The 26,594-nt window shown below is 60.2% G+C and carries 21 protein-coding genes; 13 read left to right on the top strand and 8 right to left on the bottom strand.

Annotation, left to right across the window (positions count from 1 at the left end):
* Nucleotides 1-193 precede the first annotated feature (193 nt).
* Complete coding sequence (gene epsC / locus AAEO81_RS01915; protein ID WP_341961311.1) at nt 194-1,156, bottom strand: serine O-acetyltransferase EpsC; 963 nt, start codon at nt 1,154-1,156, stop codon at nt 194-196.
* A gap of 198 nt (nt 1,157-1,354) precedes the next feature.
* Here epsC and AAEO81_RS01910 point away from each other — a divergent pair, with 198 nt between their 5' ends.
* From AAEO81_RS01910 to AAEO81_RS01855, 12 genes are all read left to right on the top strand, one after another.
* Complete coding sequence (locus AAEO81_RS01910) at nt 1,355-2,356, top strand: D-cysteine desulfhydrase (protein ID WP_341961310.1); 1,002 nt, start codon at nt 1,355-1,357, stop codon at nt 2,354-2,356.
* 339 nt (nt 2,357-2,695) lie between these two features.
* A complete protein-coding gene (gene tcyJ, locus AAEO81_RS01905) occupies nt 2,696-3,493 on the top strand; it encodes a cystine ABC transporter substrate-binding protein (protein ID WP_166595809.1) in 798 nt (265 codons plus the stop codon).
* A complete protein-coding gene (gene tcyL / locus AAEO81_RS01900) occupies nt 3,490-4,158 on the top strand; it encodes a cystine ABC transporter permease (RefSeq protein WP_166595810.1) in 669 nt (222 codons plus the stop codon). Before tcyJ ends, tcyL begins: the two co-directional genes overlap by 4 nt.
* Before the next feature lie 3 nt (nt 4,159-4,161).
* Nucleotides 4,162-4,905, top strand: coding sequence for an L-cystine ABC transporter ATP-binding protein TcyN (tcyN, locus tag AAEO81_RS01895; protein WP_341961309.1), 744 nt, complete (start codon nt 4,162-4,164; stop codon nt 4,903-4,905).
* 564 nt (nt 4,906-5,469) lie between these two features.
* Nucleotides 5,470-6,204 carry a hypothetical protein gene (locus AAEO81_RS01890; RefSeq protein ID WP_341961308.1) on the top strand — a complete coding sequence of 245 codons (735 nt, stop codon included), beginning with the start codon at nt 5,470-5,472 and terminating at the stop codon, nt 6,202-6,204.
* 506 nt (nt 6,205-6,710) lie between these two features.
* On the top strand, nt 6,711-7,952 hold the full coding sequence (locus tag AAEO81_RS01885) for an SfnB family sulfur acquisition oxidoreductase (protein WP_341961307.1): 1,242 nt from the start codon (nt 6,711-6,713) through the stop codon (nt 7,950-7,952).
* Nucleotides 7,953-7,975: 23 nt separating this feature from the next.
* Nucleotides 7,976-9,190, top strand: a complete 1,215-nt coding sequence (locus tag AAEO81_RS01880) for an SfnB family sulfur acquisition oxidoreductase (RefSeq protein WP_341961306.1) — start codon at nt 7,976-7,978, stop codon at nt 9,188-9,190.
* Nucleotides 9,190-10,575, top strand: coding sequence for an LLM class flavin-dependent oxidoreductase (locus AAEO81_RS01875; protein WP_341961305.1), 1,386 nt, complete (start codon nt 9,190-9,192; stop codon nt 10,573-10,575). Before AAEO81_RS01880 ends, AAEO81_RS01875 begins: the two co-directional genes overlap by 1 nt.
* A 167-nt stretch (nt 10,576-10,742) precedes the next feature.
* Nucleotides 10,743-11,537 carry a MetQ/NlpA family ABC transporter substrate-binding protein gene (locus AAEO81_RS01870; protein WP_341961304.1) on the top strand — a complete coding sequence of 265 codons (795 nt, stop codon included), beginning with the start codon at nt 10,743-10,745 and terminating at the stop codon, nt 11,535-11,537.
* Nucleotides 11,538-11,539: 2 nt separating this feature from the next.
* On the top strand, nt 11,540-12,667 hold the full coding sequence (locus tag AAEO81_RS01865; protein WP_341961303.1) for an ATP-binding cassette domain-containing protein: 1,128 nt from the start codon (nt 11,540-11,542) through the stop codon (nt 12,665-12,667).
* Entirely contained in the window at nt 12,657-13,301 is a 645-nt protein-coding gene (locus tag AAEO81_RS01860; protein ID WP_166595818.1) for a methionine ABC transporter permease, read from the top strand. Before AAEO81_RS01865 ends, AAEO81_RS01860 begins: the two co-directional genes overlap by 11 nt.
* A 244-nt stretch (nt 13,302-13,545) precedes the next feature.
* Entirely contained in the window at nt 13,546-14,172 is a 627-nt protein-coding gene (locus tag AAEO81_RS01855) for a methyltransferase domain-containing protein (RefSeq protein WP_341961300.1), read from the top strand.
* A 150-nt stretch (nt 14,173-14,322) separates the two neighbouring features.
* Here the strand turns inward: AAEO81_RS01855 and AAEO81_RS01850 are convergent, their stop codons facing one another.
* The 4 genes from AAEO81_RS01850 to AAEO81_RS01835 all read right to left on the bottom strand — a co-directional run bounded on the left by AAEO81_RS01850 (nt 14,323) and on the right by AAEO81_RS01835 (nt 21,965).
* Entirely contained in the window at nt 14,323-16,566 is a 2,244-nt protein-coding gene (locus tag AAEO81_RS01850; RefSeq protein ID WP_341961299.1) for a glycoside hydrolase, read from the bottom strand.
* Nucleotides 16,567-16,663: 97 nt separating this feature from the next.
* Nucleotides 16,664-19,828 (bottom strand): efflux RND transporter permease subunit, encoded by a 3,165-nt coding sequence (locus AAEO81_RS01845; protein WP_341961298.1) that lies wholly within the window; start codon nt 19,826-19,828, stop codon nt 16,664-16,666.
* Entirely contained in the window at nt 19,825-20,895 is a 1,071-nt protein-coding gene (locus AAEO81_RS01840; protein WP_341961297.1) for an efflux RND transporter periplasmic adaptor subunit, read from the bottom strand. The genes AAEO81_RS01845 and AAEO81_RS01840 overlap by 4 nt, the downstream gene beginning before the upstream one ends.
* Nucleotides 20,892-21,965, bottom strand: a complete 1,074-nt coding sequence (locus tag AAEO81_RS01835; RefSeq protein WP_341964441.1) for an efflux RND transporter periplasmic adaptor subunit — start codon at nt 21,963-21,965, stop codon at nt 20,892-20,894. Before AAEO81_RS01835 ends, AAEO81_RS01840 begins: the two co-directional genes overlap by 4 nt.
* 211 nt (nt 21,966-22,176) lie before the next feature.
* On the opposite strand from AAEO81_RS01835, the gene AAEO81_RS01830 reads away from it, so the two are divergent.
* A complete protein-coding gene (locus AAEO81_RS01830; protein WP_341961295.1) occupies nt 22,177-23,343 on the top strand; it encodes an AAA family ATPase in 1,167 nt (388 codons plus the stop codon).
* Nucleotides 23,344-23,579: 236 nt separating this feature from the next.
* Here AAEO81_RS01830 and AAEO81_RS01825 read toward each other — a convergent pair whose 3' ends face one another.
* The 3 genes from AAEO81_RS01825 to AAEO81_RS01815 form a co-directional block, all read right to left on the bottom strand.
* Nucleotides 23,580-24,599, bottom strand: coding sequence for an ABC transporter substrate-binding protein (locus tag AAEO81_RS01825; protein WP_341961293.1), 1,020 nt, complete (start codon nt 24,597-24,599; stop codon nt 23,580-23,582).
* A gap of 52 nt (nt 24,600-24,651) precedes the next feature.
* Entirely contained in the window at nt 24,652-25,518 is an 867-nt protein-coding gene (locus AAEO81_RS01820; protein WP_166595826.1) for an ABC transporter permease, read from the bottom strand.
* A 176-nt stretch (nt 25,519-25,694) separates the two neighbouring features.
* Nucleotides 25,695-26,576: an ABC transporter ATP-binding protein gene (locus AAEO81_RS01815; RefSeq protein WP_341961291.1), complete on the bottom strand. Its 882-nt coding sequence runs from the start codon at nt 26,574-26,576 to the stop codon at nt 25,695-25,697.
* Nucleotides 26,577-26,594 lie beyond the last annotated feature (18 nt).

Genomic DNA, 26,594 nt, shown 5'->3' with positions numbered 1-26,594 from the left:
GATTGAACGTTCAATTAAAACATGGATAGGGGTGAAAGGACCAATTGCAGGGACCGACAGGCACACATCAACCCCGCTTAAATGCTGACCTGCAGGAGTGAGCTTGCTCGCGATCGCGGTGGGTCAGACCCCATTAAGGTGACCATTCTGACGCCATCGCGAGCAAGCTCACTCCTACAGGGGCCGGGGATGATTACTTCTGCGTCCCGTCGTCGTGTTGCAGGCTCGCCTGATTCACGTTGCTGTCAGGCGCCACGCTGCGGGTCAGCCAGACGTTGCCGCCGATGGTCGAACCTTTGCCGATGGTGATACGGCCCAGAATGGTCGCACCCGCGTAAATCACCACGTCGTCTTCGACAATCGGGTGCCGCGCGTGGCCTTTCTGCAGATGGCCATCTTCGTCCGCCGGGAAGCGCTTGGCGCCCAATGTGACGGCCTGATAGATGCGCACGCGCTCGCCGATGATGGCCGTCTCACCGATGACCACGCCCGTGCCGTGATCGATGAAAAAACTCAGGCCGATCTGTGCGCCAGGGTGAATATCGATGCCCGTAGCCGAATGCGCCAGCTCGGAACTGATCCGCGCCAGTAACGGCAAACCATTGTTATAGAGGTGGTGCGCCAGACGATGATGGATCACCGCCAGAATGCCCGGATAGCACAGCAGCACTTCATCGACGCTGCGCGCCGCCGGGTCGCCCTGATAGGCCGCCAACACATCGGTGTCGAGCACGCGCCGAATGTTGGGCAATGCGCTGGCGAAGTCCTGAATCAATCGCTCGGCATGCACATCGGCACAGCTGGCATCTTCGCCCCGTTGGCGGGCGACATAGCGCAACTCGAGTCGCGCCTGGCCCAGCAGCGAATTCAGCGCCACGTCCAGCGTGTGGCCGACGTAAAAATCTTCGCTCTCTTCGCGCAGGTCCACCGGCCCAAGACGCATGGGGAACAGCGCACCGCTCAGGGCCTCAAGAATGTCGCGCATGGCTTCTCGGGAAGGCAGCTCTCGGCCACCCTTCTCACCGCTGACACGACCGTTGCGGGTGCGCCAGTCGTCACGCGCGGCGCGCAGCTCACCCACGATCCGCTGCAACTGCCAGTGGCCGGTCAACCCCTCCGCGCAGTCTTTCGGAGACAGTTCGGGAATAGTGCTCACGCAGATTTCTCCTCAGTTCAACGGCTCGTCAGGCTGGACATGGCCGAAAGTGAAACCACTCTACGGCGAGCGTTGCCGCAAAAAAATAACAATTTTCGTGAGGTTTTCATCCGCCGAGCGCAGGAAAGCATCAGGTTGCCCTGTGGGAAACGTCTGCCTATAGTCCAGCGACTCACTCGCGGATACCTCGACACGACCATGATCAAACAACAGCTCGACCGTTTTAATCGCCTGGACCTGCTGGGTGCTCCAACGCCGCTGGAGAAGCTGGAACGTCTGTCGGCCTGGGCCGGTCGCGACATTTACGTGAAGCGCGACGACATCACGCCGCTCGCCATGGGCGGTAACAAGCTGCGCAAGCTCGAATACCTCGCCGCCGACGCGTTGGCCCAAGGCGCTGACACCCTGATCACGGCGGGTGCCATCCAGTCGAACCACGTGCGCCAGACCGCCGCGCTGGCCGCCAAGCTGGGGCTGGGTTGCATCGCGCTGTTGGAAAATCCGATTGGCACCGAAGACAGCAATTACCTCGGCAACGGCAACCGTCTGCTGCTGGACCTGTTCGACGCCAAGGTCGAGTTGGTGGAAAACCTGGACAACGCGGACGAGCTTCTTCAGGCCTTGGCCGCTCGCCTCAGCAACAGCGGCAAAAAGCCGTATCTCGTGCCGGTTGGCGGTTCCAGTCCGGTGGGTGCGCTGGGTTATGTGCGGGCGGGCTTTGAATTGGCGGAACAGATCCATCAGACGGGACTGGAATTCGCCGCCGTCGTGCTGGCTTCCGGGAGTGCAGGCACCCACAGCGGCCTTGGTCTGGCGTTGGCAGAGGCCTTGCCGGATTTGCCGGTGATCGGCGTGACGGTTTCCCGCCCTGAGGAAACCCAGGCGCCGAAGGTACAAGGACTGGCCGAACGCACCGTCGAGCTGCTGGGCGAGTCACTGCCCTCCGCGTTCAAGGTCAACCTGTGGGACGAATATTACGGCCCGCGTTACGGCGAACCGAACGCTGGCACCCTCGCAGCAATCCGATTGGTTGCCAGTCAGGAAGGGCTGCTGCTGGATCCGGTGTACACCGGCAAGGCAATGGCCGGCTTGCTGGACGGCATCGGTCGGCAGCGTCTGGACGACGGCCCGGTCATCTTCCTGCACACCGGCGGCGGTCCTGCCTTGTTTGCGTATCCGGGTATTTTTTCGGGGCAGTGAACGTTACGCTCGGCGCTGGCTTCTGCCGAAGGCGTAGGAGCCGGCTTGCTGGCGAAAGCGTCAGGTCTGTCACCCTCCATGTGCTGGCCCTACGCATTCGCCAGCAAGCCGGCCCCCACAGGTAGAGCAGTGCAGGCAACCCGAAGCACATAGAACAACATCAACTAAGCAATCGATTTTTAATTATTTTTAAAACTAAAAGACTGCTTATATCATCGCCGCGAGCCGCTCCTACAAAATCCGGCAGACCTCTGAAAAAGCTGGATAAAGCGGCGATGTCACAGTAGTTTCGTCAGGTCTGAATCGCACCTGACATTCCAATTAAAACAGGGGACTCACATGAACATGTCTGCAATTCGCCGCACCTTCTTGCTGTCGGCCTTCAGCCTGGTGCTGGGCACTGGCCTGGTGACTCACGCCGTCGCAGGTGAACAGCTGGACGCCATCAAAAAGAACGGCACCCTCAACGTCGGCCTTGAAGGCACTTACCCGCCGTTCAGCTTCGTGGGCGAAGACGGCAAGCTGACCGGTTTCGAGGTCGAGTTCTCTGAAGCGCTGGCCAAGGAGCTGGGCGTCAAGGTCAAGCTGACCGCCACCCCATGGGCGGGCATCCTGGCGGCACTGGAGTCCAAGCGTCTGGACGTGGTGATCAACCAGGTGACCATCTCCGACGAGCGCAAGAAGAAATACGACTTCTCTGAGCCGTACACCGTCTCCGGTATCCAGGCCCTGGTGCAAACCAAGGACGCTGGCGTGATCAAGACCGCCGCCGACCTGAAAGGCAAAAAAGTCGGTGTTGGCCTGGGCACCAACTACGAAGAATGGCTGAAAACCAACGTGCCTGATGCCATCGTCAAAACCTACGACGATGATCCAACCAAATATCAGGACCTGCGCGTAGGCCGTATCGACGCCATTCTGGTCGACCGCCTCGCGGCACTGGAGCTGGTCGCGAAAACCAAGGACAAACTGGCCGTTTCCGGCGAAGCGTTTTCCCGTCAGGAAGCGGGTATCGCGCTGCGCAAAGGCGAGCCTGAATTGCTGGCCGCGATCAACAAGGCCATCGACAAGCTGCGCGCTGACGGCACCCTCGCCAAGCTGTCGCAGAAATACTTCAAGGCTGACGTGACCAAATGATTCCAGAGAGCCTACAGCTCGCGCTGGACTCCGCGCCCTTTCTGCTCAAGGGCGCGTATTACACGGTGGGTCTGAGTCTCGGATCGATGTTTTTCGGATTGGTGCTGGGCTTCGGCCTGGCACTGATGCGTTTGTCGAAAGTCTGGCTCATCAGCGCCATCGCCAGGGTGTACGTGTCGTTCTTTCGCGGCACGCCCCTGCTGGTTCAGCTCTTCATGATTTATTACGGCCTGCCGGATCTGGGCATCGAACTCGATGCGATCACGGCAGCGCTCATCGGTTTGTCACTGAACATGGCGGCTTACGCCTGTGAAATCCTGCGTGCCGCCATCGGCGCGGTGGATCGGGGTCAGTGGGAAGCCGCCGCCAGTATCGGCATGACCCGCGCTCAGGCCATGCGTCGGGCGATTCTGCCGCAAGCTGCGCGAACCGCATTACCCCCCCTGGGCAACAGTTTTATCTCGCTGGTAAAGGACACGGCCATGGCCGCCACCATTCAGGTGCCGGAAGTGTTCCGTCAGGCGCAGCTGATTTCGTCGAGGACACTGGAAGTCTTCACCATGTATTTCACCGTCGCGGTGATTTACTGGGTCCTGTGCACCGTGCTCGCGCACTTTCAGAACCGTCTGGAAGCCCGGGCCAACCGCCACGACGTGGAGTCCTGAGCCATGATCACCGTTGAAAAACTGACCAAGGAATTCAAGGGCAATCAGGTCCTCAAGGGCATCGACCTCAAAGTCGAGCCGGGCGAAGTGGTGGCCATCATCGGCCCCAGCGGCTCCGGCAAGACGACGTTTCTGCGCTGCCTGAATTTCCTCGAAGAACCCACCAGCGGCACGATCGTCGTGGGCGACATCAAGATCGATGGCAGCCGACCGTTGACCCAACAGGCGGCTTTGATCCGGCAACTGCGCCAGCATGTTGGTTTCGTGTTCCAGAACTTCAACCTGTTCCCTCATCGCACGGCGCTGGAAAACGTCATCGAAGGCCCGACCGTGGTCAAGAAGGTGCCACGTGCCCAAGCCATCGAATTGGGGCGCTCGCTGTTGGCCAAGGTGGGCTTGGCGGGCAAGGAAGACGCTTATCCGCGTCGCCTCTCCGGCGGACAGCAGCAGCGCGTAGCTATCGCCCGAGCCTTGGCGATGGAGCCGGAAGTCATTCTCTTCGACGAACCGACCTCTGCGCTGGACCCGGAGCTGGTGGGCGAGGTGTTGAGCGCCATCCGTGCCCTGGCCGAAGAAAAACGCACGATGGTCATCGTCACCCACGAAATGAAATTCGCCCGTGACGTGGCCAATCGCGTGGTGTTCATCGACAAGGGCGTAATTGTCGAACAGGGCGACGCAAAGGAACTGTTCGCCAACCCTAAAGAAGAACGCACTCGGCAATTTCTGGAGCGCAGCAGGAATTAGTCCTACAAAACTTGCAGTATCGAACGGCGCCCTTGGGCGCCGTTTTCTTTGGGTCCAACATTTGGAAAAGTTTGGACCAAGCGAACATCCCCAATATTTTTCCGTACTTTCGCGCGCTTTCCATCAGCTTATCCAATGTTTCGTTCAACAATTCGCTTCACTTCTTATAACGTCGATTGACTTCCTGACATCCTACAAATAAAGCCAGCTCTCTCTGTGGCCTCACTCGTCTTTATCGCGATAAACACGCTACCCAATTCATGTAAGGCATCATGCCGGTTCCCCGCCCCTACCCTTTGATACTTTGTAGGAAGGGTCTGTTTAATTGACACAAACGCCGTTAAGCCTCCTGAGCCATTGACAGATATGCAGTAACACAATTAGCTCGAATCGAAAACTAACTATCGCCTTGAAAAATTAGCAAGCTGGTATTTGGCACTATTTGTATGGTTTGCCAACACTGCGCATCGAGCGTGTACTAACGACATCGTTTCCAGAGAGGGCTTGCATCGAGAAAAACCGGTGCATGCTTTGTTCAAGTCCATCATTCAGTGAGAACCCAAAATGATTTACACCCCCATCAGCTGTATGCCTCTCAAGCTCTTCGCCCCTTATTTACCGCAGTTGAACAAACAAGGAATAGGTGCCTTGGCCGCAAGCGATTTGCGGGTGAATATCGATCCTTATCCAGAAATGGAGAGCGGTGACTTGATCGAACTGTTCTGGGGAGACTGTTATGTTGCGTCAACACTTTTATCTGAGTCCGACATCGGATACACAACAGTCCTACATATTCCTGAGAGTTTCCTACAAAGCGGGAAGGTTAAAACCTACTATCGCGTCACGAAGATAGGCAGCGAATCGGTGCGATCACCAAGTTGCAAGGTGTGGGTCAAACTGGAGATTCCCGGCGGTCATTTGGTCAGTACCGACGGTGAAGAAAATCAAGGCCTGGCACCCGTCATGTTTGACGAAACGGTCATGCGTCACGGACTGAGCGCCGAACAATGGGTGAACGGCGTGCACATTTCAATCGAGTGCTACCCACACATGGAGGTCTACGACGAAATCACCCTGCGTTGGGGTGATATCCGGATGGACCTGCCAGCGCTGACCGAAGAACAAGTCGGGCAGGACATCGACGTTCATGTGCCTGCCACACTGATTCAGGAAGCCGGGGATGACTCACATCAGGAAGTCACTTACTGCGTCATTGACCGTGTCGGCAACAACTCACGGTGGGCGCCTGTACGATCCATCCGGGTCAGCACCGGCGAGGCTCCAATGTCGAAGGGGTAAGACACGTTTGTCACTCAATGCTCCGTCGCGGTTTCGGCCTCTGCCGCGACGGCCCTCCAGAATGGCGGCCCGACTGAAATGTGAGCCGGTCTGCAACTTCAGACCTCTTGCGAAAAGTCCGACAGCTCGAAATAACCCTTCCTACAAACCCCGCCCGGGACGCCCCGCGGCTCGCTGCTAGCCTCGTGGAAACCCTTTACGAGACGTTCGCCATGCACTGCAAACATATCGTCAAGTATTTCACGCTGCTTCTGGTCTTCAATTCCTGCCTCGTCTGGACCGACCCGCTGACGAGCAGTCCGCAGGCCCTCTTCGCCTTCTATGCTTATTCCTAAATGCAAGTTTATTTAATTTTTATACACGCTTAGGGTATATGCACCGGACCACCGGACCATCGCTAGTTTCCCTGCCGCCCTTGCGGTCTTGAATCGAGGTTCCAATGGTCACGTACACAATTACCCCAGTGCATAACGCCAGGGCATTGCGCGGAAGGATGGGTCGCCACCATGACTGATCTGAACGCACTTTCTGTCCAGCATCCCCTGGACATCGCTCCTCCTCTGCTGCCTGCCAAGGTGCTGCGCAACGACGCCGAAGCGATCGCCGCAGCCCATGAACTCGCAGCGTTCGTGCGCCCCACTGCCGCTACGCGTGATCGCGAGCGCCAGTTGCCGTGGGCTGAAATCGAGCAGTTCACCCGCAGTGGCCTCGGCAGCATTGCCGTGCCCCGTGCGTATGGTGGCCCGCAAGTGTCATTCGCGACGGTGGCGCAGGTGTTCGCCATCCTGTCCGCCGCCGATCCCGCTGTGGGACAGATTCCGCAGAACCATTTCGGCATTCTCAATTCTCTGGTCGGCAGCGCCACGGACGCACAGAAGAAAGTGCTGTTCGACAGCATTTTGAACGGCGCACGCATCGGTAACGGAGGGCCGGAGCGCGGCACTAAAAACACCCTCGACGTGAAAACGCGCCTGACCGCCGACGGTGATCAATTTTTGCTCAATGGTCGCAAGTTCTATTCGACCGGCGCGCTGTTCGCCCATTGGGTGGCGGTCAAAGCGATCAACGACGACGGCAAGCAGGTGCTGGTGTTCGTGCCCCGTGGCACGCCGGGCCTGCACATCATCGACGACTGGTCCGGCTTCGGACAGCGCACTACGGCCAGCGGCAGCGTGCTGCTGGACAACGTGCGAATCAGCGGCGATCTGGTCATCGAAAACTGGAAGCTGGCGCTCGCGCCGAGCATTCAGGGCGCGGTGTCTCAACTGATTCAAGCCGCCATCGACGCTGGCATCGCCCGAGAAGCCATCGACGAGAGCATCCGTTTCGTGCGGGAACGTTCGCGTCCGTGGATCGAAGCGAACGTCGAACGCGCCAGCGATGATCCGTATGTCATCGCCGACATCGGCAAACTGAAGCTGGAACTTCACGCCGCCGAAGCGCTGCTGCACAAGGCCGGTCGTGTGCTCGATGAAATTGCGGCGGCGCCCATTGACGCGCAATCCGCGGCCCGCGCATCCATCGTGGTCGCCGAAGCCAAGGTGCTGACCACCGAAATCGCCCTTCAGGCCAGCGAAAAGCTGTTCGAGCTCTCCGGCAGCCGCGCCACCCTGGCCGAATTCAACCTCGACCGGCACTGGCGTAACGCCCGCGTGCACACCTTGCACGATCCCGTGCGCTGGAAAGTCCACGCCGTCGGCGCCTGGAACCTCAACGGCACCCTGCCTGCCCGCCATTCCTGGATCTGAACCAGACAACTGGAAGCACACATATGAGTCTTCAATCCTTGCCGCGTGACACGCAGGCGGTGACCGCGATCATCGAAAATGACGCCCAGGCGCTGGCTGTCGCCCATTCGCTGGCTGAACGTTTTAAACAAGAGAGTGCTGTACGCGACCGCGAACGCCGCCTGCCCCACGTCGAACTTGAACAATTCTCCCGCTCGGGCCTGTGGGGCATCAGCGTACCCAAAGCCTTCGGTGGCGCGGGCGTTTCGTACGTCACGCTGGCTGAAGTCATTCGCATCATCTCGGCGGCCGACGGCTCGCTGGGCCAGATTCCGCAAAACCATTTTTACGCCCTCGAAGTGCTGCGCGTGAACGGCAGCCCCGAGCAGCAAAAGCGGCTGTATGCCGAAGTGCTCGCTGGTCAGCGCTTTGGCAATGCGCTGGCGGAACTCGGCACCCGTATTGCCCATGACCGGACCACGCGTCTGAGCCGCGACGGAAAAGGTTGGCGCATCAACGGCCGGAAGTTCTACTCCACCGGCGCGATCTACGCCCAGCGCATTCCGACGTCGGTGATCGATGACGACGGCATTCAACAGCTGGCGTTCGTTCCTGCCGACACGGAGGGGCTGACCGTCATCGACGACTGGAGCGGCTTTGGTCAGCGCACCACGGGCAGCGGCTCGGTGGTGTTCGACAACGTTTACGTCAGCGATGAAGACGTGGTGCCGTTCCAGACCGCCTTCGAACGCCCGACCACTGTCGGCCCGCTGGCGCAGATTCTTCATGCCGCCATCGACACGGGGATCGCTCGCGCAGCCTATGAAGATGCCTTGCATTTCGTGCGGACCCGCACCCGTCCGTGGATCGATTCCGGCATTGAAAAAGCCGTAGATGACCCATTGACGCTGCACAGCTTCGGCAAGCTCGGCATTCGCCTGCACGCCACTGAAGCCTTGCTCGAACGCTCCGGTGAATTTCTGGATCGCGCCCGGGCCGACAGCAGCGCGCAGAACGTCGCGCAAGCTTCGATTGCCGTGGCCGAAGCCCGCGCCATCAGCACCGAGATTTCGCTCGCTGCTGGCAGCACGTTGTTCGAACTGGCCGGTTCTCAGTCGACGCTGGCCGAGCATGGCCTCGATCGTCACTGGCGCAACGCACGGGTTCATACGCTGCATGACCCGGTGCGCTGGAAGTACCACGCCATCGGCAACTTTTACCTGAACGACGTCAATCCGCCGCGCCGGGGGACGATCTGATGAGCAAGAAAAAGATCCTGCTTAACGCGTTCAACATGAACTGCATCGGGCATATCAATCATGGTTTCTGGACGCACCCTCGGGACACGTCCACCCAATACAAGACGATCGAATACTGGACGAATCTTGCACAGTTGCTGGAACGCGGGCTGTTCGACGGGCTGTTCATCGCCGACATCGTCGGCGTGTACGACGTGTACCAAAAGTCCATTGATGTTCCGCTGAAAGAATCGATTCAACTGCCGGTCAACGACCCGCTGCTGCTGGTGTCGGCCATGGCAGCGGTGACGAAAAACCTCGGTTTCGGCCTGACCGCCAACCTGACGTACGAAGCGCCGTATCTCTTCGCGCGTCGCATGTCCACGCTCGACCACCTGACCCGAGGCCGCGTCGGCTGGAACATCGTCACCGGTTATCTGGACAGCGCGGCCAAGGCCATGGGCCTGAGCGAGCAGATCGAACACGATCGCCGTTATGACCAGGCGGACGAATACCTGGAGGTGTTGTACAAGCTCTGGGAAGGCAGTTGGGAGGACGACGCGGTCATCGAAGACCGTGAAGCGCGGGTCTACGCGCAGCCGGAAAAAGTCCACTACGTACGGCATCACGGCGAGTTTTATCAGGTCGAGGGTTACCACCTTTGCGAGCCGTCACCACAGCGCACGCCGGTACTGTTTCAGGCAGGCAGCTCGGATCGCGGCCTGCAGTTCGCGGGCAGCAACGCCGAGTGCGTGTTCATCAGCGGCCAGAACAAGCCGGCGACTCGCGAACAGGTGGATAAAGTGCGCGCCAGCGCTGTGGCGGCCGGTCGCAACCCGGACGACATCAAGATTTTCATGGGCCTGAACGTCATCGTCGGCGCGACGGAAGAGGCCGCTCGCGCCAAGCATGCCGAGTACCTCAAGTACGCCAGCCCGGAAGCGGGGCTCGCGCATTTCTCGGCGTCGACGGGCATTGATTTCGCTGATTACGAACTGGATGAACCCATCCAGCATGTGAAGAGCAACGCGATTCAATCGGCGACCAAAATTCTCAAGAACAACGATTGGACCCGGCAAAAACTGCTGGATCAGCACGCGCTGGGCGGGCGTTACATCAACGTTATCGGTTCGCCCGAGCAGGTGGCGGACGAGCTGGAATCCTGGATCGCCGAGACCGGCCTCGACGGCTTCAACCTGACGCGCATCGTCACCCCGGAGAGCTATGAGGACTTCATTGATCTGGTGATTCCCGAGCTGCAACGGCGCGGTTCGTACAAGACCGCCTACGAGCACGGGACCCTGCGCGAAAAGCTGTTTGCCGACGGGGATGCGCGGTTGCCTGAGAGGCATGCGGGGGCGGGATACAGAGCAGCAAACACGCTCGATAACGCGACACCGACTTAACGACGAACGATGCCCCAACTGTGGGAGCGAATTCATTCTGGGCGGTACAGCCGATGGAGATTCGTCGCTTGAACACCCGCATCGCGAATGAATTCGCTCCTACAGGAGGCCTGCGTCAATCCAAATAATTCACACCAGACCACTGACACCGAACCGGACACAACACCATGACAAAAACCCTGCTCACCCTGGCCCTTTCCCTCGGGCTGTTCACCGGCTTCACTCAAGCGGCCGACAAGCCGCTTAAAGTCGGCACCACCGCCGCGTTCGCCATTCCTCTGGAAACGGCTGTCGCCGAAGCCGAAAAACAAGGGCTGAAAGTCGAACTGGTGGAGTTCACCGACTGGATCGCGCCGAACGTCAGCCTCAATGCGGGCGACATCGACGTGAATTACTTCCAGCACATTCCGTTCCTGGAAAATGCCAAAGCCGCTTCGGGCTTCGATCTGGTGCCGTATGCGCCGGGGATCATCAACAACGTCGGCCTGTACTCGAAGAAATACAAAAGCTTCGATGAACTGCCGACTGGCGCCACCGTGGCGATCGCCAACGACCCGATCAACGGCGGACGCGGCCTGCAACTGCTGGCCAAGGCCGGTCTGCTGACCCTCAAGCCAGGCGTGGGCTACAAAGCCACTGAAGACGACATCCTCACCAACCCGAAGAAGATCAAGCTGATCCAGGTCGAAGCCGTGCAACTGGTGCGCGCCTATGACGACGCCGATCTGGTGCAGGGCTACCCGGCCTACATTCGCTCGGCAAAGAGCTTCGATGCCACCTCGGCGATTCTGTTCGACGGCCTCGATCACCCGGAATACGTGATTCAGTTTGTGATCAAGCCGGACCACAAGGACGACCCGCGTCTGGCCAAGTTCATCGACATTTATCAACACTCCCCTGTCGTCCGCGCGGCGCTGGATAAAGCCAACGGCACGCTCTATCAACCTGGCTGGAAGAACTGACCATGAGCGCCACTGTGCAACGCTCCCTGCCACTGGAAGAGCTCACGCCGCATTCCGCCGCACAGGCGCGTCTGCACCCGGAAAAAGCCAACGCCCACGTGCGCTTCAGCCAGTTGGGCAAGGTGTATGAAGGGCAGCAGGGGCCGGTCGCGGCTCTGCAAGGCATCGACCTGGATATCCAGCGCGGCGAGGTCTTCGGCATCATCGGGCGCAGCGGCGCCGGCAAGTCGTCGCTGATTCGCACCATCAACCGGCTGGAACAGCCGAGCAGTGGCCGGGTGCTGATCGATCAGATCGACATTGCGGCCTTCAACGAAGACAAGCTAGTGGAACTGCGCCGACGGATCGGCATGATCTTTCAGCACTTCAACCTGATGTCGGCCAAGACCGTCTGGAAGAACGTCGAACTGCCGCTCAAGGTCGCGGGCGTTCCCAAGGAACAGCGTCAGCGCAAGGTCGCCGAATTGCTGGAACTGGTAGGCCTGCAAGACAAGCACAACGCCTACCCGGCGCAGTTGTCCGGCGGCCAGAAACAGCGCGTCGGGATCGCCCGTGCGCTGGTTCATGACCCGGAAATTCTGCTGTGCGACGAAGCCACCTCGGCGCTCGATCCGGAAACAACGCAATCGATCCTCGGCCTGTTGCGCGAGATCAATCAGCGGCTAGGGCTGACGATCATTCTCATTACCCACGAAATGGCCGTGATCCGGGAAATCTGCGACCGCGTCGTGGTCCTGGAAAAAGGCGAGATCGTCGAGCAAGGCCCGGTGTGGCAGGTGTTCGGCGATCCACAACACAAGGTGAGCAAAACCCTGCTGGCGCCGCTGCAACATGCGCTGCCCGACGATCTCCAGGCCCGTCTGCAGCCTCAGCCGACAGACAAAAACGCGAGCGTCGTGCTGGACTTGCAGTTCACCGGCAGCCACGGTAGCGAACCGGACTTGTCGGCACTGTTCAGTGCGTTTGGCGGTAGCGTCAGCCTGTTGCACGGCGGCGTCGAGCGCATTCAGGGACGTGCGCTGGGGCATCTGCTGCTCGCCATCAGCCACTCGTCGTTGTCTGTCGAAGAACTGCTCATCCGCGCCCGCAAACAGGCGCAACACGCAAAGGTGCTGGGTTATGTGGTTTGAACGCTTGTGGCAAGGCACGCTCGACACGTTTCTCATGGTCGGCGTCTCATCACTGATTGCGCTGCTGCTGGGTGTTCCGCTGGCGGTGATTCTGGTCACCAGCGGCAAAGGCGGGATCTTCGAAGCGCCGAACGTGAATCGCGTGCTGGGCGCGTTCGTGAACATCTTTCGCTCGGTACCGTTCCTGATTCTGATGGTCGCGCTGATCCCTTTCACGCGCCTGATCGTCGGCACGACCTATGGCGTGTGGGCCGCCGTGGTGCCGCTGACCATCGCCGCCACACCGTTCTTCGCCCGCATCGCGGAAGTCAGCCTGCGCGAAGTCGACCACGGCCTGATCGAAGCGGCCCAGGCCATGGGCTGCCGCCGCTGGCACATCGTCTGGCATGTTCTGCTGCCTGAATCCCTGCCGGGGATCGTCGGCGGCTTCACCATTACCCTCGTCACCATGATCAACTCCTCGGCCATGGCCGGCGCGATTGGCGCAGGCGGCCTCGGCGACATCGCCTACCGCTACGGGTATCAGCGCTTCGACACGCAAGTGATGCTGACCGTGATCGTGCTTCTGGTGGTGTTGGTGGCGGTGATTCAACTGGGCGGGGATCGGTTGGCGTTGCGGTTGAATAAACGGTGATTTGATCCGGGTTGCTTGTCCTCAACTAACGCAGGACGGCTTGTCGGGGGTTGCGGTATCGATGAAATCATCGTCCTGGCACGCCCCCTTCTGTAGGAGTGAGCTTGCTCGCGATCGCGGAGGTTCAGATACGTCGTTTGCGATTGATACACCCTCATCGCGAGCAAGCTCACTCCTACAGATTTGCGTCGTTTACGGCGAGCAAGGGTATATTGGCCGCTTCCTCCGCTCAGAATCCGCCCCCATGAAACTCGATCCGCAGGACCTCGCTCAGATCACCGCCACCACGCTGGGCAATTACAACGATGTGGCCGAGGGGTTTCGTGAGGGCACGCGGGATCATGATGTCAGCCAGAACATCGACGCGTTGTTGCGCAATATCCGGGGCGTTGCGCCGTTTCAGATTCTCGATTTTGGCTGCGGGCCGGGGCGGGATTTGCGCACGTTTACCGCCTTGGGTCACGTAGCGACCGGGCTGGACGGCTCGGAGCGTTTTGCCGACATGGCCCGTGCCGACAGTAGCTGTGAAGTCTTCCACCAGAACTTTCTCGCATTGGACCTGCCTGCCGAGCGCTTCGACGGCATTTTCGCCAACGCGTCACTCTTTCATGTTCCCCGTCAGGAATTGCCGCGTGTCTTGGGCGAGCTGCGCAATGCGTTGAAGCCGGGTGGCGTGCTGTTCAGCTCCAACCCTCGGGGCAACAATCAGGAAGGCTGGAAGGGCGAGCGGTATGGCTCGTTCCATGACCTGGAATCCTGGAGCGCACTGCTGACCGAAGCGGGGTTCGTAGAGGTCGAGCATTATTACCGGCCGGAAGGGCTGCCGAGGGAGCAGCAGCCGTGGTTGGCGAGTGTGTGGCGTAGGGTTTGAGGCACCACCGATCTCACGGCAAATGATAGACCTGTGGGAGCGAATTCATTCGCGAATAGGCAGTACAGTCGATGCATCTCTATCGCCTGAACGCTATTCGCGAATGAATTCGCTCCCACAGGGTTCACGCATCGACCGAGCATTCCGCGATTAGTCCAGAGTCGCTTGATAAGCGGTCACGCCGCTATCTCCTTTGATCGCCGTCACGCTATGAGCAGCAAACAAACGCCCATCCACCTCTCGCACCCTTTCATCAAAATTCGCCACCAGCCGCGTGCCGTCGTTGAACGTAGTCTGTTGCACCAACCGGTCAGCCGTCAGCCACTCGAATCCGATCAAGGCCTGTGTCGCCAATCGCTCATGCAGTGGGCGAAAGAAAGCGTCCTGCTTTTGAATGATCTTCAACCGGGCCTGAAGCGTGTCCTGGCTCAGGTGGTACAACGGCGGCACGTTGTAGAGCAGTTGAGTCAGCTCGTTCTCCGCCCTGACGTTGCTCAGTTTCAAGCTGTCGAACAGCCAATGATGGGTAGTGATGACCGAGCCGTGGAACACTGCCTGGTACAGCGGAAGGCGTGTCGTCGGGTCGAAATGCACGGCGCGATGGCGCTCTTTGATGGGCACGGATTTGAAGAACACGGCAGGTTTTTCCGGAGGATACCAATTGCCCACGAACCAGGGGGATTGAGCGAGCGTGCTCATGTCCGCATCGCCCCAACCGATCACCGGAGTCTGCATGCCGTGGGCGAAGAAGATGCCCTGCGAGGTGCTGGCATTGCCGTCTTCTGAGCCCACGACCAGCCCCTGAGACTCGCCCACCCAACGCGCTGCGTCTTCGTTTGCAGCAGCATTTTGCGACTGAGTGAGAGTCGCGCCAGAGCGGTAGCTGTCGAAGACCATGCCCGTGGCGTAGGCATCGAGAAACCAGCTGTTGAAACCGGCAACCCCGCGCACGGCCTGAACGCGGGCTTCGAGCAATGGCCTGACGCAACGAGGATCGGTGTAGTGCCCGGACTGCTGAAAGCCACTCTTCGCTGTGCCGTTCTTCAACACGATGCCGCAGTCGCGGTGCGCGTCGCTGCCCAGGTGTGCGGTGGTCCAGTCCGGGTTTTCGCTGTCGGACAGCGCCGTTTCGTACGAGTCGTAGGGGGAAATCAGGTAGCCGGCCTTCACGGCTGCACGCACCGCTTCGGGATGCCACAGCCCGCCTTCCCAGCCGTCACCAAGACCAAGCCACAGTCGCGTGAGACCCGCTGCTCGGAACAACTCGATGTTTTTCGCTGTGAGCATGCCGCCCCAGCGCGAGGGGTCACCCGTCAGTGCATCCCCAAAAAACCGGGCGATTGCAGTTCGCACCTCACCGTAACTCGACGCCAGAACGTCCATGTCTGGTTGAGCACCTGTGCGCCAACGTGCGCGAGCCGCTGTGTTGAACGCCCCGTTCAAATCGCGCAGCACCACGACTTGCTCCCAGCGCTGCAACGGCGGACGCGAAGGGTCAAGCATCGCGCGCGCCTCCGCATTCATGAGCCCCTTGAACCGTACGGCGAGCGGTGCAGAAGAGTTCAGCGCGTCGATCAGCCGCGACCAGGATCGAACATCTTTCAACCCCAGCAAATCGTTGCCCCACAGGTACGCATGGGCCGCCCCGATCAATTTGCGGGCTTCGAGGGTTTTGGCGAGTTTCTCGTCGAGTGTCTGATAGGCGCCGCTGTCGATCAGCCATTGCCGGTAGCGACGCGCCCCCGCCAGCGGATCTGAATCCCCAAGGTAAAGGCGAAAAGTCAGAGGCGCATGGGGATCAAGGGACGTGAATTCGTGAGCCGCAGTCAACGCCAGCCCATCGCCCTGAGCCTTGAATGTCAGCCGATTATTGAACGGTTGCGTCATCAACCACGTGAGGCTGAATACGCCGTGGTCCATGCCCCACAGCGGCAGGCTCAGGTCCTGCGTGGTATTGAGCGGCCCTTGCTCGGCCAGAAACCGCTGCCACACCGCGTGACCGCGAGGCACGTAATGCCCCTCGGCAAGTGGCCAGATCAAGGCGCGGCCCATCGCGTTTGCAGATTGGTTGAGGAACGCCAGCGTGCCTGCCTCACGGGCGGTGACAGTCAGCAGCAATTCGCGCCGTTCGAGACGAGCCTCAAGCGTCCAGGCACCGTCATCCCATTGCCAATTCAGGCGATCCGAAGTCCGTTCGATGTGACCGACGGCATGCAACGCAACGCCCGACGACACGTGAACCGCCGATTGGCCAATGGGATGCACCCTGATCGCCAGCGTCTTCGGCTCAAGCTCGACCCGCCAGAATTCATTTTCCAAGGTTTCACTGGCGACAACAGAGCCGCAAACGAACGCACACAGCACTCCCACGGCACGCAAAATGAAACCACACATGACGACAACCCACTGAGTGATCAAGGCTGTCGACCGTACTCAGGGAGCCTACAAACGTCGTTCAGACGTTTCCCACGGCAACGTAGGCCGATGAGACTTAGCGTGTAGGTGTGGGCTCACCCTCTTCGTCTTCGTCTTCGTCCTCGTCTTCATCGTCCGCGCCGTGGCCCTCGGCTCTGCGCTTTTTCTCCTGTTCGGATTTATCCCGCTGTTCCTGCGTCGGCTCTTTGATCTTGTACCAGGCCACGTACAGCGCAGGCAGGAACAACAGCGTCAGCAGGGTGGCGATGATGATCCCGCCGATCATCGCATAGGCCATCGGCCCCCAAAACACTTCGCGGGCAATCGGAATCATGCCCAGACTCGCCGCCGCGGCCGTCAACAGAATCGGGCGTCGTCGATGCTCGGTGGCTTCGGCCACGGCATCCCACGGCAGGTAACCCGCCACTTCGTACTCGTGGATTTGCGTCACCAGAATCACCGAGTTGCGGATGATGATGCCGATCAACGCGAGAATCCCGAGGATCGCCACAAAGCCCATGGGCGTGCCGGTCGGGACCAGCGCCAGCACCACGCCGATCAACCCGAGCGGCGCGACACTCGCCACCAAGAACATCTTCTGCACGCTGTGCAGCTGAATCATCAAAAAGGTCGCCATGAGGAAGATCATCAGCGGCACGACCTTGGCAATCGGCCCTTGGGCCTTGCCGCTCTCTTCCACCGTACCGCCGGTGGCGATCTTGTAGCCCGGTGGCAGCGCCGAGGCGAACTTGTCGATTTCGGGCTTCAGCTCTTTCACCAGATCGGTCGGCTGCATCTCATCACGCACAGCTGCCTTGAGGGTGATTGTCGGCTTGCGGTCGCGGCGCCAGACCAGCGGCTGCTCCAGCTCATACCGAACGTTGGCGAACGCCAGCAACGGAATCGACGTGCCTTGCGGCGTGACGATTTGCAGGTTTTGCAGGGTCTCCGGCGAGCCGCGCTCGACGTCCACGGCGCGTCCGACCACGTTGATCAGGTAAATGTCGTCGCGCACCTGGGTCACGGCCGAACCGGTAACGATGCTGTTCATCAGCTGGGCGACGTCTTCCGACGACAGCCCGAGTTGCCGTGCCTTGTCCTGATTGATGTCGATGCGCAGGACCTTGCCCGGCTCGTTCCAGTCGTAAATCATTTCCCCGATGTGCTGGTTCTTGTCGAGCAGCGTCGCGAGGTCGATAGCGTGTTGACGCACTTTGTCGATGTTATCGCCACTCACCCGGTACTGAATCGGACGCCCCACTGGCGGGCCCATTTCCAGCGGCTGCACGTAGGTGCCAATGCCGACGAACTCATCACGCAGGCGCTTTTTCAGGCGGTCCATCAGCCCGGCACGCTCTTCCAGGCCTTTGCTGACGATCACCAGTTGCGCGTAATACGGGTTTTCCAGTTGCTGGTCCAACGGCAGGTAGAAACGCACCGCGCCCTGCCCGATGTAGGTGCTCCAGCGCACGATGTCCGGGTCGTCCTTGAGGCTCGCTTCCAGTTTGTCCACAGCCTTGCGCGTCTCGTTGATCGAGGCGTTTTGCGGCAAATTGAGGTCGACGAGGATTTCCGGTCGGTCAGAGGACGGGAAAAACTGGTTCTGCACAAAGCGCATGCAAAACACCGAGGTCGCAAACAGCAGCACCGTGACGATGATCGTCAGCCAGCGATGCCGCATGGCCCAGAACATCGAGCTGTTGAAGGCTCGGGCGATGCGGCCCGGCTTGTGGTGTTCGTCTTTCTTTTTCACCTTCTCGCTGAGAATGTGCACACCGATGACCGGCGCGAACAGCACCGCCACGACCCACGACACCAGCATCGCCACGGCAATCACCGCGAACAGCGTGAAGGTGTATTCCCCCGCCGAACTGGCGTTGAGGCCGATGGGCACGAAACCGGCCACCGTCACCAGCGTACCGGTGAGCATCGGGAACGCCGTCGAGGTGTAGGCGAATGTGGCCGCCTGCTCTTTGGAGTCACCCATTTCCAGCCGCGAGACCATCATCTCGACCGTGATCATGGCGTCGTCCACCAGCAAGCCGAGGGCGATGATCAGCGCGCCCAGCGAAATCCGTTGCATGGTGATGCCGCTGTATTCCATGAACACGAAGACCATCGCCAGCACCAACGGGATCGAGCACGCCACCACCAACCCCGCGCGCATACCAAGGCTGATGAAGCTGACGATCAGCACGATCACCACCGCCTCGAACAGTGCGCTGGTGAAGCCACCGACGGCTTTTTCAACCACCTGCGCCTGATCTGACACGTTGTTCACGCCCACGCCGATGGGCAGGTCGGCAGTCGCCGCCTCCATCCGCGCGTGCAGGTCTTTGCCGAACTCTTGAACGTTGCCGCCTTTTTTCATCGCAATTGCGAGGCCGATAGCCGGCTTGCCGTTGTAGCGAAACAGCGGCTTGGGCGGATCGACGTAGCCACGGCTGATGTCGGCGATATCGGTCAGGCGATAGAAACGGTCGTTGAGGCGCAGGTTGACCGTTTCCAAATCCTTCTCGGAGGCGAACTGGCCGGACGTGCGCACCGAAATGCGCTCAGGCCCGGCCTCGATCACCCCCGCAGGCGTCACGGTGTTCTGCGATTGCAGGCTTTGCACAACCTGACGCTGATCCAGCCCCAGCGCCGCCAGTTTGCGGGTGGAGAAATTCAGGTACAGCACTTCGTCCTGCTGGCCGATCATCTCGACCTTGCCCAGCCCCGGCACATCGCGGATTTGCACGCGGACCTGCTCGACATAGTCCCGCAGCTGGCGCATCGTCAGCCCGTCAGCAGTAAAGGCGTAGATCGAGCCGTAGACGTCACCGAACTCGTCGTTGAACGCCGGGCCTTGTAACCCTTGAGGAAAGGTCCCGCGAATGTCATCAATTTTCTTGCGGACCTGGTACCAGATCTCCGGAATCGCGGCCGCGCTGGTGGTGTCCCGCAGGTAAACGAAGACTGTGGACTCGCCCGGTCGGGTGTAGCTTTTCACGTAGTCGAGGGAGTCGAGCTCTTCGAGCTTTTTCTCGATGCGGTCGGTGACCTGCTCCAGGGTTTCGTCAACGGTCGCGCCCGGCCAGCGGGTCTGGATGACCATGGTTTTGATGGTGAACGAGGGGTCTTCCTCGCGGCCCAGGTTCATGTACGAAAACACGCCCATCAGCAAGCCGACGAACATCAGGTACCAGACAAAAGACTGATGCTTGAGCGCCCAATCGGAGAGGTTGAACTTCCCTTTCATCGTGGGCTGTCCTTATCGACTTTGACTTTCTGCCCCGGTTTGAGGCTGTTCACACCGGCCGTCACCACGCGCTCGCCACCCTTCACACCACCGGCCAGCACCACGCTGTCGGTGTTACGGCTGACGACCTGCACCAGCCGCGGCGACACGGTCTGGTTCTGCGTATCGACGATCCAGATCTGCTGCTTGCCGTCGACCTCCTGCAACGCCGTGAGCGGCAATTCGATGCGCGGCTCGATGGCCGAACTGAGGGTTACGCTGATCGCCGTGCCCAACCGGAATGAAGGTGGCGTGTCGGCCAGCGTCAGGCGTGCGCGGCGGGTGCGCGTCGTGCTTTCAGCTTGCGGTTCGAGTTCACGCAAAGTGGCCGTGGTGTTGATGTCTGGTTCCAGTTGGCTGGCGACCTTGAACACCACGTCGTTGGGCAGCTGTTCCGCCAGTGGTCCCGGCAGGTCGATCACCGCTTCCTTGATGTCCGGGCGCGCCAGCGTCACCACTTGTTCACCCGCGCTGACCACTTGCCCCGCTTCGACTTTCCATTGGGTCACGACGGCGTCGTGATCGGTGCGCAACTCGCTGTAGCTCAACTGGTCCTTGGCCTGTTGCAACGCGGCCTTGGACTGATCGAAGGAAGACTGTGAGGTTTTGAGGTCGGTCACTGCGACATCCAGCGCCGCCTGCGCGCCGACGCCTCGGTCGAACAGCTCCTGCTGACGCCGCGCATTGGCTTGGGCATTGATCAACTGCGCCTCGACGCGGGCCAGATCGCCCTGGGTCGAACGCACCTGATTCTGCTGGTCGGTCGGGTCGAGTACGGCGAGCATGTCGCCCTTCTTCACTTCAGCGCCCACATCGACACTGCGCTGGGCGATGCGGCCCGAGACGCGGAAACCCAAGGTGCTTTCATAACGCGCGGCGATGTTCCCGGCGAAACGTCCGAGGCTTTCCTCAGCCTGGGGTTTGACCTCGACGAACAACACCGGGCGCACCGGCTCCGGTGGTGGCTCTTCCTTGCTGCACGCGCTGATGAGCAATGCCATCAACGTCACTCCCGTCAGGCGCTTCATTGCGGTGCTCCTGTCGGGTTCTTGTAGACGTCAGCCAGTTCGACCTTCATGTCCGGGTGCAGCAGTTGATTGCCAGCGACCACGACTTTTTCGTCGTTCTTCAAACCGTCGATGATGATGACTTTGCCCGTCAGGTAACGCCCGACCGTCACGCCACGCAGGCTGACCTTGTTCTGGTCATCGACCACCCAAACCGCAGGTTGGCCGAGTTGATCGCCCAGCCCTTTCGTAAGGGCCGACCATGGCAGTTCGACGCTCTGTTTCGCAGGCACCGACAGCGCGGCACTGACGACGGAGCCGAGCTGCATGCCTTGAGGCAGAGTCTCCAGTGCAATCTTCACCTGTAGCGTGCCGGTCTGCGCAGACACCGCTGGGGTGACTTCGCGCACCTTGCCGGTGGCCTTGATTTGCGGGTTATCCAGCAGCGTGACTTCGACCGGCTGATCCGTTGGCGGGTTGACGAACAACGACTCGTAGACGTTGAACACAGCGTCGCGTTCGCCATCCCGGGCCTGACTGAAAATCGGCATGGTCGCTTGAACCACCTGACCCACTTCGGCCTGACGCGCCGTGATGATGCCCGGCGCATCGGCGATCAGCGACGTGTAGCCCAGTTGTTCGCGCGCGTTGGCCAACTGCGCCTGAGCGGCTTTCAGCGCGCTCTGGCTGCCGCGCAGTTGAGCTTGCGCAGCGTCGTATTCGCTTTTGCTGGTGTAGCCTTTCGGCAGCAGCTTTTCCTGACGCACGAACGCCGCGGCGGTCTGTTTCACGCGAGCCTGTTCGGCGGCGACAGCGGCGTTGGCCGAATCGACATTGGTCTGCAAATCCTTGGGGTCGAGCTTGGCGAGTACCTGCTTGGCCGTAATACGGTCGCCCACATCCACCATGCGCTGGATGATCTTGCCGCCGACGCGAAATGACAGTTGGGTTTGCACCCGCGCCTGGATATCGCCCGTCAGCGCGACGGCCGCCGCGAACTCGGCGGTTTTGACCTGTTGAACCTGCACGCGCGGCAGCACGGGGTCTTTGGGCTTTTCCTTGCCGCAGCCAGACAGCAGCGCCAGGCACATGCCGAGCGCGAGGGCCGTTAGGCCAGTGTGAAGAACCGAGGGTTGAGCGGGCATGCAAGCTCCTTGTGCCACTGCCGTTGCGTACACCGCGCCGCCGAGCGTCGTCGTGGTGTGATCATGCGACTGTGAGCGTAGATCAGGGTTCCTTTGGCCGCTAAACTCGGCGAAATCTGACCCGTCGGTCGCACACGTTCATCGCAAGGAAGGCCCGATGCTGACCACCCTCGCCGTCGCCAATTACCGCTCGATCAACACGCTGGTGATGCCGCTGGCACGCCTGAACCTGATCACCGGACCCAACGGCAGCGGCAAGTCCAACCTCTACCGCGCCCTGCGTTTGCTGGCCGAAACGGCTCAAGGCGGGGTTATCAATGCGCTGGCCCGAGAGGGCGGGTTGAAGTCCACGTTCTGGGCCGGGCCGGAGAGCATCAGCCGACGCATGCGCAACGGCGAAGTCGAAGTGCAGGGCGGGCCGCGCAAAGAGGTCGTTCGATTGCGCCTGGGGTTTGCGGCCGAGGATTTCAGCTACGCGATTTCGCTGGGGCTGCCTCCGCCGTCGAACGCGCCCACGGCGTTCGCCCTGGACCCGGAGATCAAGCGCGAATGCATCTGGGCCGGGCCGCTGTATCGCCCTGCCAGTCTGCTGGTGGACCGCGCCGGGCCGATGGTTCGGACTCGCGAAGGGCGCAGTTGGGAGGTTCTGGCGCAACACACACCGACCTTCGACAGCGTGTTCGATCAGGTGGGCAACCTGCGCTCATCGCCGGAAGTGCTGCAACTGCGTGAGAGCATTCGTGGTTGGCGATTTTATGATCACTTCCGCAGCGATTCCGACGCGCCTGCGCGCAAACCGCAACTGGGCACGCGCACGCCGGTGTTGCATCACGACGGGCGAGACCTGGCAGCGGCCTTGCAGACCATTCGTGAGATTGGCGAACCGGAGGCGCTGGACGCCGCGATCAGCGATGCCTTTCCGGGGGCGCGGGTCGCCATCGATGCGCAGGGCGGCGGGCTGTTCTCATTGGAGTTCTATCAAGAGGGGTTATTGAGGCCGCTGTCTGCGTCCGAACTGTCGGACGGCACCTTGCGGTATCTGCTGCTGATCGCCGCCCTGCTGACACCGCGTCCGCCGACGATGATGGTACTCAACGAGCCGGAAACCAGCCTTCATCCTGACCTGCTGCCTGCCTTGGCGAGATTGATCATTCGCGCGTCACAGCGTTGTCAGGTGTGGGTCGTGTCACATGCCAGCCGTTTGATCGCCGCTCTGGAGCAGGACCCGGAATGCAACAGCATCGTGTTGGAGAAAGAATTGGGACAGACCGGGATTGTCGGTCAGGGGATGCTGGATCAACCGGCCTGGCATTGGCCGGATTGAAGAACGCTTGATCAATCCCACGCAGAGGATGGAGACGATCACCGTTTTGTAGGAGTGAGCTTGCTCGCGATGGCGGAGTATCAGAACCATTAATAGCGTCTGACACGACGCAATCGCGAGCAAGCTCACTCCTACAGGGATCGCGGGTTGGCGCAGATCATGGAAAACATCAAAAAAACGTAGGAGCGCGCAGTGACCGGTCAGGAGATGTCGGCTAAAAACCCTGCGAGCGCGGATCAGCTACCCGCCCCACCATGGGCTTCTTCAAAGAAGAAATCCTTCCAGCTGTCGGCCTTGTTCTTCAGCACGCCGATCTCATTCAGTTTCTCGGCATAGATGTAAGTGCGTTGCGGCACGATGGTGAAGTCGATTTCAGGGTCGTTGACGATCTTCTCTACCAGCGGCAACGGCAGCTTGGACTTCTCGACCTCGATGTAGGTCTTCGCTGCGGCGTTCTTGTCGGCCTTGATGATCTTCTCGGCTTCCGCCAGCGCGTCGTAGAAGGCTTTGTAGGTCTTCGGGTTTTCGTCGTGGAATTTCTGGGTGGTGTAGAGCACGTTGAACGTGGCCTGACCGCCCAGCACATCGTACGAACTCAGCACTTTATGCACGTTCGGGTTTTCCAGTTCCTGGTACTGGAACGGCGGGCTGGAGAAGTGCGCGCTGATTTCCGAACCACCTGCAATCAGCGCCGACGTAGCGTCCGGGTGCGGCAGGCTGACGGAGATGTCGTCGAATTTCTTGTAGTTGGCGTTACCGAACAGCTTGGCGGTCTCGATCTGCAAGGTGCGCGACTGGAAGCCCACGCCCGCTGCCGGGACGGCAATGCGGTCTTTGTCGGTGAAATCCTTCACGGTCTTCACGTCCGGCTTGTTGCTCAGCAGGTAGTTCGGCATCGAACCCAGCGAGGCGATGGCCTTGACGTTCTGCTTGCCCTTGGTGCGGTCCCAGATGGTCAACATCGGCGGAACGCCTGCCGACACCACGTCCAGCGCACCCGCCAGCAGCGCTTCGTTCATCGCGGTGGCGCCGGAAATGCTGTTCCAGTCGACCTTGATGTCAATGCCCTCTTCCTTGCCGTGCTTCTCGATCAGCTTCTGCTGCTGCACGACGTCGAGAATCAGGTAACCGATGCCGAACTGCTGGGCGATGCTGATCTTGCCTTCGGCGTGTGCGCCGCTGCTCAGCAGCGCGCCGGTCAGACCAAGTGTGACGGCCAGCGCGGTCAGCGTCGGGCGTTTGAAAGAAGTCCCCATAAATTCCTCACAAAAGAAGCGAAAAGTGTTGGATGAGTCTTATGTCCCGGCCTCAGCGCTGCATGCCCCATCGCTTCACGGTCAGGCGCTCCACATTGCTGAACAGCAGGTTTTCCACCAGCAGCCCGATGATGATCACGGCCGCGAGGCCCGCAAACACCTTGTCGGTGTACAGCTCGTTGCGGTTCTGGAAGATGTACCAACCCAGACCGCCTTTCCCTGACGATGCGCCAAACACCAGCTCGGCGGCGATCAGGGTGCGCCAGGCGAACGCCCAGCCGATTTTCAGGCCCGCCAGAATCGACGGGAGCGCCGCAGGAATCAGGATGTGCCAGACGAAGCGAATACCCTTCAGGCCATAGTTGCGGCCGGCCATGCGTTGGGTTTCGGACACGCCAAGAAAGCCCGCGTAGGTGTTCAGCGCCAAAGCCCACAGCACCGAGTGAACCAGCACAAAGATCAGGCTGTTTTCGCCCAACCCAAACCAGAGCAGCGACAGCGGCAGCAGCGCGATGGCGGGCAGCGGGTTGAGCATTGAGGTCAGCGTGCCGAGCAGGTCGCGCCCCAATTGCGTAGACACGGCCAGTGTGGTCATGAAGAACGCCAGCACGATGCCGATCAGGTAGCCCTTGACCAGCACGGTCAGGGAAATCCACACCTTGGCCAGCAGCTCGCCAGTGACGATGCCGTCGATGAAGGCCTTGGCGGTGTCGATGAAACTCGGCAGCAACAGGTCATTGCCCTGAATGCGCGCGGCAATTTCCCAGATCACCGCCAGGGCGATCAGGATCACGGTCTTGCGCACCCAGCTTTGCTGCCAGATGCGTTGCACGAGAGGAATGTCGCGGGCCAGGTCTTCCTGAGTGAAAGGCTCCAGCGCGACTTCGTATTCCTCGCGAATGGGGGGTGAAAGGCTCATGGTGGAAATCTCTTTTGAATTCGACCCAACCCCTGTAGGAGTGAGCTTGCTCGCGATGCGTCAGATCACACAGTGGTGTGGTGAATGACACACCGCTATCGCGAGCAAGCTCACTCCTACAAGGCGCGTTCAATCCGGGCGTTCGGTGATGTTCAATTCGCGTATCCGCTGCGCTGTCAGTAAGCGATCCGAATATCCTGAAACCGCAAATCCTGCTCGACTGCAGGCGCTTCGCCTTCGTCGAACAGCAGCCGGTGAATGCGCTGCGCGGACGCCTGGAAATCCACGCCGCCTAGGCTTTTCAGGTCGTACTGATGGCTGTTGATCTCGGCACGCACGCGGCCTGGATGCGGCGACAGCAGCAGAATCCGGTTACCCACGACCAGCGCTTCTTCAATGGAGTGGGTCACGAACAACAGCGTGAAGCGCACCTCTTCCCACAGCTCCAGCAGTTCTTCCTGCATCTTGCGACGGGTCAAGGCATCGAGCGCGGCGAACGGCTCGTCCATCAGCAGAATTTTCGGCTGCATTGCCAGCGCACGGGCGATCGCAACCCGTGCCTTCATGCCCCCCGACAGGGTGTGCGGGTAGGCGTCGGCAAATGCGCTCAGGCCGACCTTTTCCAGATAATGCCGCGCCCGCTCTTCGGCTTCGCGACGCTTGAGGGTGCGCGAGGCCAGCAGCGGGAACATGACGTTCTCAATCACGGTCTTCCACGGCGGAAGCTGATCGAACTCCTGAAACACGACAATTCGGTCCGGCCCCGGCTCTGTGACCTGCTGACCGGCCAGACGAATCTGCCCTTCGCTGGGCGTGATGAAACCGGCAACGGCCTTGAGCAACGTCGATTTTCCGCAACCCGATGGGCCGAGGAGGACGAAGCGGTCAGCCGGGTCGACTTCGAAACTGACTTGATGAGTGGCCCGCACCACGCGCTCCGGGGTGCGGTATTCAAGGCTGACGCCCTGGACTTGCAATAGCGCTTCAGCGGTAGGCTGATTGGCCTCTTGCGCGTTCGAGCGATTGCTAGCCGTGTGGCTTTGCAGAACAGCGTTCATGGAGCGGGCTCCCTCAAT

The organism is Pseudomonas sp. RC10 (genome assembly GCF_038397775.1).
In the GTDB taxonomy this organism is placed as follows: domain Bacteria; phylum Pseudomonadota; class Gammaproteobacteria; order Pseudomonadales; family Pseudomonadaceae; genus Aquipseudomonas; species Aquipseudomonas bambusae.
The sequence above is the reverse complement of the archived record's forward strand: the minus strand, read 5'-3'. Positions and strand labels throughout refer to the sequence as shown.

What these genes read in the sequence shown, in the direction of transcription:
- AAEO81_RS01910 (WP_341961310.1), top strand. Translation starts at nt 1,355, where the DNA reads ATGATCAAACAACAGCTCGACCGTTTTAATCGCCTGGACCTGCTGGGT.
- tcyJ (WP_166595809.1), top strand. Translation starts at nt 2,696, where the DNA reads ATGAACATGTCTGCAATTCGCCGCACCTTCTTGCTGTCGGCCTTCAGC.
- tcyL (WP_166595810.1), top strand. Translation starts at nt 3,490, where the DNA reads ATGATTCCAGAGAGCCTACAGCTCGCGCTGGACTCCGCGCCCTTTCTG.
- tcyN (WP_341961309.1), top strand. Translation starts at nt 4,162, where the DNA reads ATGATCACCGTTGAAAAACTGACCAAGGAATTCAAGGGCAATCAGGTC.
- AAEO81_RS01890 (WP_341961308.1), top strand. Translation starts at nt 5,470, where the DNA reads ATGATTTACACCCCCATCAGCTGTATGCCTCTCAAGCTCTTCGCCCCT.
- AAEO81_RS01885 (WP_341961307.1), top strand. Translation starts at nt 6,711, where the DNA reads ATGACTGATCTGAACGCACTTTCTGTCCAGCATCCCCTGGACATCGCT.
- AAEO81_RS01880 (WP_341961306.1), top strand. Translation starts at nt 7,976, where the DNA reads ATGAGTCTTCAATCCTTGCCGCGTGACACGCAGGCGGTGACCGCGATC.
- AAEO81_RS01875 (WP_341961305.1), top strand. Translation starts at nt 9,190, where the DNA reads ATGAGCAAGAAAAAGATCCTGCTTAACGCGTTCAACATGAACTGCATC.
- AAEO81_RS01870 (WP_341961304.1), top strand. Translation starts at nt 10,743, where the DNA reads ATGACAAAAACCCTGCTCACCCTGGCCCTTTCCCTCGGGCTGTTCACC.
- AAEO81_RS01865 (WP_341961303.1), top strand. Translation starts at nt 11,540, where the DNA reads ATGAGCGCCACTGTGCAACGCTCCCTGCCACTGGAAGAGCTCACGCCG.
- AAEO81_RS01860 (WP_166595818.1), top strand. Translation starts at nt 12,657, where the DNA reads ATGTGGTTTGAACGCTTGTGGCAAGGCACGCTCGACACGTTTCTCATG.
- AAEO81_RS01855 (WP_341961300.1), top strand. Translation starts at nt 13,546, where the DNA reads ATGAAACTCGATCCGCAGGACCTCGCTCAGATCACCGCCACCACGCTG.
- AAEO81_RS01850 (WP_341961299.1), bottom strand. Translation starts at nt 16,566, where the DNA reads ATGTGTGGTTTCATTTTGCGTGCCGTGGGAGTGCTGTGTGCGTTCGTT.
- AAEO81_RS01845 (WP_341961298.1), bottom strand. Translation starts at nt 19,828, where the DNA reads ATGAAAGGGAAGTTCAACCTCTCCGATTGGGCGCTCAAGCATCAGTCT.
- AAEO81_RS01840 (WP_341961297.1), bottom strand. Translation starts at nt 20,895, where the DNA reads ATGAAGCGCCTGACGGGAGTGACGTTGATGGCATTGCTCATCAGCGCG.
- AAEO81_RS01835 (WP_341964441.1), bottom strand. Translation starts at nt 21,965, where the DNA reads ATGTGCCTGGCGCTGCTGTCTGGCTGCGGCAAGGAAAAGCCCAAAGAC.
- AAEO81_RS01830 (WP_341961295.1), top strand. Translation starts at nt 22,177, where the DNA reads ATGCTGACCACCCTCGCCGTCGCCAATTACCGCTCGATCAACACGCTG.
- AAEO81_RS01825 (WP_341961293.1), bottom strand. Translation starts at nt 24,599, where the DNA reads ATGGGGACTTCTTTCAAACGCCCGACGCTGACCGCGCTGGCCGTCACA.
- AAEO81_RS01820 (WP_166595826.1), bottom strand. Translation starts at nt 25,518, where the DNA reads ATGAGCCTTTCACCCCCCATTCGCGAGGAATACGAAGTCGCGCTGGAG.
- AAEO81_RS01815 (WP_341961291.1), bottom strand. Translation starts at nt 26,576, where the DNA reads ATGAACGCTGTTCTGCAAAGCCACACGGCTAGCAATCGCTCGAACGCG.